Raw genomic sequence first — 3,788 nt, forward strand, 5'->3', positions numbered from 1 at the left:
GTGGGTTTCACCGGTGTGGTTTGTCCGGTGGTCGGGGTGTTGGGGTTGTTCTTGTCCGGACGATCAGTGATAAAGGCGTTGCCAGAGGGATCGTCCCTGTCTTCGGAAGATGAACTGCCACCGCCGGAGCTGCTGGAGCCGCCGCCGGTAGAGCCGCCGCCGGAGCCGCTGCCATTATAACGCCAGTGTGCCGTATAGGTTCGGTTGCCAGTGCTGCCCGTGGGGATGGTGACGGTCATATTGTTCTCGCCGTCAAGCCCCGTGCCGCTCCAGCCGGTGAAGGTATAGCCGGATTTGGTAGGATTCTTGAGGGTGAAAGCCTCCGTCTCGATGGTGTAGGTGTCGGGATTGCCCTCCACAGTGCCGCCGGCCAGATCATAGGTGATCGTGTACTGATTGACTGTCCACTTCGCCCAATATTCCTTATTACCCGTTTCGGTGTTGCTAATCGCCGTAACAGGAGAGCCGGTCAGATTTTCGTTGTCATACCAGCCCTTGAAGGTGTACCCGGTGCGCGTCACATCTGTCGGGAGTGTTGCGCCCACGCCGTAGGTATAGCCTGTGACATCCTTCCCGTCTGCGATCATGCCGCCGTTTGTGTTCAGCGTGACGGTATAGGTCGGGGCTGTCCACTGCACCGTCAGTGCTGTCACATCAGCAGGAACACTGTCACCGGGGGCGTAGAGCTTGCCGTTGCTGCCAAGCCACACGAAGTAACTGCCCGTATCTCCATCGGGGCGGGTCATGCCGTCGGATGCGGGGGTGGTAAATGTGCTGCCGGTTTTCACGATGATTTGAATAGCATCGGAGCTACCGCCGAGCGTTCCGCCGCCAAGGTCAAGGGTAACGACCTTCAGTCCGTCAGAGCCCAGTGTGTCAGGGTTCAGGACTTCAAGGACGGGGCGGAAACCGACGTCCGGGCGGGAGCCCGTAGCATGGCCGTAGCTCCAGCGGCGGGCCGAACGGTACCCGCGAAACGCACGGCGCGACGCATCAGTAGTAGCGGTGTCCTGTCCCCAGGAATATATAGTTGACCAGTTTTGGATATATCCGTTGTCCTTGTCCAGTATCGTGTCCCATTCGTTGCTTTGGGGCACGCCGCGTTCGGAATCGCCCGAACCTGTAGAACCACTTCCCGCAGACGGTGCGCGCAGGGTATAGCCCACGCCGCCGCTGGCATAATTTTTACCGAAAATCAGATTTGCAGTATTCAGGGTATCCCAGCTTACCGTATGCGTTACATTGTAGTCCGCCACAAACAGGCTGTGGGCGTATTTGTTCTGCTGTGCATACTCCTCGGTGGTTGCCGTCGCAGACGTGAGCTTGTAGGCTTCTATTGTTCCGGCATAAGTAAAGGGAACATAGTGCAGGGTGCTGTCCGGCAGGCTGCCGTTTGCCGTTCCGGGGATGTTTGCGCCGGAGAGGTCAAAATAATATCTGCCGCCGGGAGTGAGGGAAAACTGCTCTGATAAAGTAAACTGCGCCGTCAGGGTCGTCACATCAGCCGGAACACTGGCACCGGGGGCGTAGAGCTTGCCGTCGCTGCCAAGCCACACGAAGTAACTGCCTGTAACTCCGTCCGGGCGGGTCAAACCGCCGGACGCAGGCGCGGTAAACTCGCTGCCGTTTTTCACGATGATTTGAATAGCATCGGAGCTACCGCCGAGCGTTCCGCCGCCAAGGTCAAGGGTAACGACCTTCAGTCCGTCAGAGCCCAGGGTGTCAGGGTTCAGGACTTCAAGGACGGGGCGGAAACCGACGATCGGATTGGAGAACGTAACATTGAGTTTGTTCCAGTAGCGGGCCGAATCGTACCCGCGAACCGCACGGTACGACGCGCCGCCAGAATAAGTATCCTGTCCCCACGAAAACATTTTATTCCAGTTTTGGATATATTCGTTGTCCTTGTTCAGCATCGTGTCCCATTCATTGCTTTGGGGCACGCCGGGACCGGAATCGCCCGAACCTGTAGAACCACTTCCCACAGACGGCGCACGCAGGGTATAGTCCACACCGCCGCTGGCATAATTTTTACCGAAAATCAGACTCGCAGTATTTAAGTTATTCCAGCTTACCGTATGCGTTACATTGTAGTCCGCCACAAACAGGCTGTGGGCGTAAGGCTTTACCGTATCATCAGTGCTTACACCTTCAGAGTTGCGGGAATAGGCGTTAATCGTCCCCACATAGGTAAAGGGGACATAGTGCAGGGCGCTGTCCGGCAGATTGCCGTTTGCCGTTCCGGGAATATTCATCGCCGATAGGTCAAAGTAATAGGTGCCGTCGGGCTTGAGGGAAAACTGCTCTGATAAAGCAAACTGCGCCGTGAGCTTGGTAACGTCCGCCGGAACACTGACACCGGGGGCGTAGAGCTTGCCGTTGCTGCCAAGCCACACGAAGTAACTGCCCGTATCTCCATCGGGGCGGGTCAAGCCATCGGACGCAGGTGCGGTAAACTCGCTGCCGTTTTTCACGATGATTTGAATAGCATCGGAGCTACCGCCCAGCTTGCCGCCGCCAAGGTCAAGGGTAACGACCTTCAGTCCGTCAGAGCCCAGTGTGTCAGGGTTCAGGACTTCAAGGACGGGGCGGAAGCCGTAGCGCGCGAGCCGACGGGACGAGATAGTCCAATAGCAGTAGCGGGCCGAATCGTACCCGCGAATCGCGTGGCCCGACGCATCAGTAGTAGCGGTGTCCTGTCCCCAGGAATATATATCTGACCAGTTTTTGATATAGCAACTGTCTTTGTCTAAAATCTTATCCCATTCGTTATCCCATTCGTTGCTTTGGGGCGTGCTGCGCTCACTGTCATCAGAGCCAGTATAGTTGCTCCCCACAGAGGGGGCGCGGAGAGTATAGTCCACGCCGCCGGCGACATAGCCCTTGCCGAAAATCAGATTTGCGGTATTCAGGTCATTCCAGCTTACCGTATGCGTTACATTGTAGTCCGCCACAAACAGGCTGTGGGCGTATTTGTTCTGCTGTGCATACTCCTCGGTGGTTGCCGTCGCAGACGTGAGCTTGTAGGCTTCTATCGTTCCGGCATAAGTAAAGGGAACATAGTGCAGGGCGCTGTCCGGCAGGCTGCCGTTCACCTTGCCGGGAATATTCATCGCCGAAAGTTCAAAATAATATCTGCCGCCGGGGGTGAGGGAAAACTGCTCGTTAGGCGAATCATTAGCCAATAGCATTGGCGCAGCCAGCGCCCCCAATGCAGCGGCAGCTTCCGCATACCGGGTAAAATCCAGCTCATCTATTTCCTCGTCGGAGAGTTTCTCCTTCGCCTCGTCTATGGCGTCAAGCTGCGCCTTGACATCTTCGGCGTTATTGGACAGGGTATTATCTCCCGCGCCGCATAGCTCGCAGACATATCCGCAGGGCGTCCCCTCGGCTGCGGGGGAATAGCCGCAATCCTCCGTATGTTCGGCGTGGTGTTCGCATAAACCGCCCGTTTCCGTAATGGTCTGCCCCCTGTCCTGTGTCGGCGTCTCGGCAAAGACCGTTGGGGTACAGAGGGAAAACAGCATTGCGCCGCTAAGCAGCAGGCTAAGTATTCTTCGTTTTCTTTTCATATTCTCCTATCCTTTCTGTCAAAATTTTCTTGCCGGCATGGCAAGGCAAGCTCTGTCTTTTCGGCTTGCAAAGGTTAAACAGAAATTATTATAAGGGCTGCTCTCGCTCCTTTCAATCGACTTGGCGTGAAGCGACGTTTAAGAGGCGTGAAACGACAGTAAAAAAGTGTCTTCGACACATCAACTCCCCTAGCCCCTCATTCATGAGGGGAATTA

At 56.0% G+C, this 3,788-nt stretch carries 1 protein-coding gene; it reads right to left on the reverse strand.

Annotation, left to right across the window (positions count from 1 at the left end):
- Positions 1-3,572: InlB B-repeat-containing protein (locus ASU35_RS03215; protein WP_147525351.1), on the reverse strand; the 3,572-nt coding region annotated here is incomplete at its 3' end.
- Positions 3,573-3,788: the final 216 nt, after the last annotated feature.

Source organism: Acetivibrio ethanolgignens, from assembly GCF_001461035.1.
GTDB lineage: Bacteria > Bacillota > Clostridia > Lachnospirales > Lachnospiraceae > Velocimicrobium > Velocimicrobium ethanolgignens.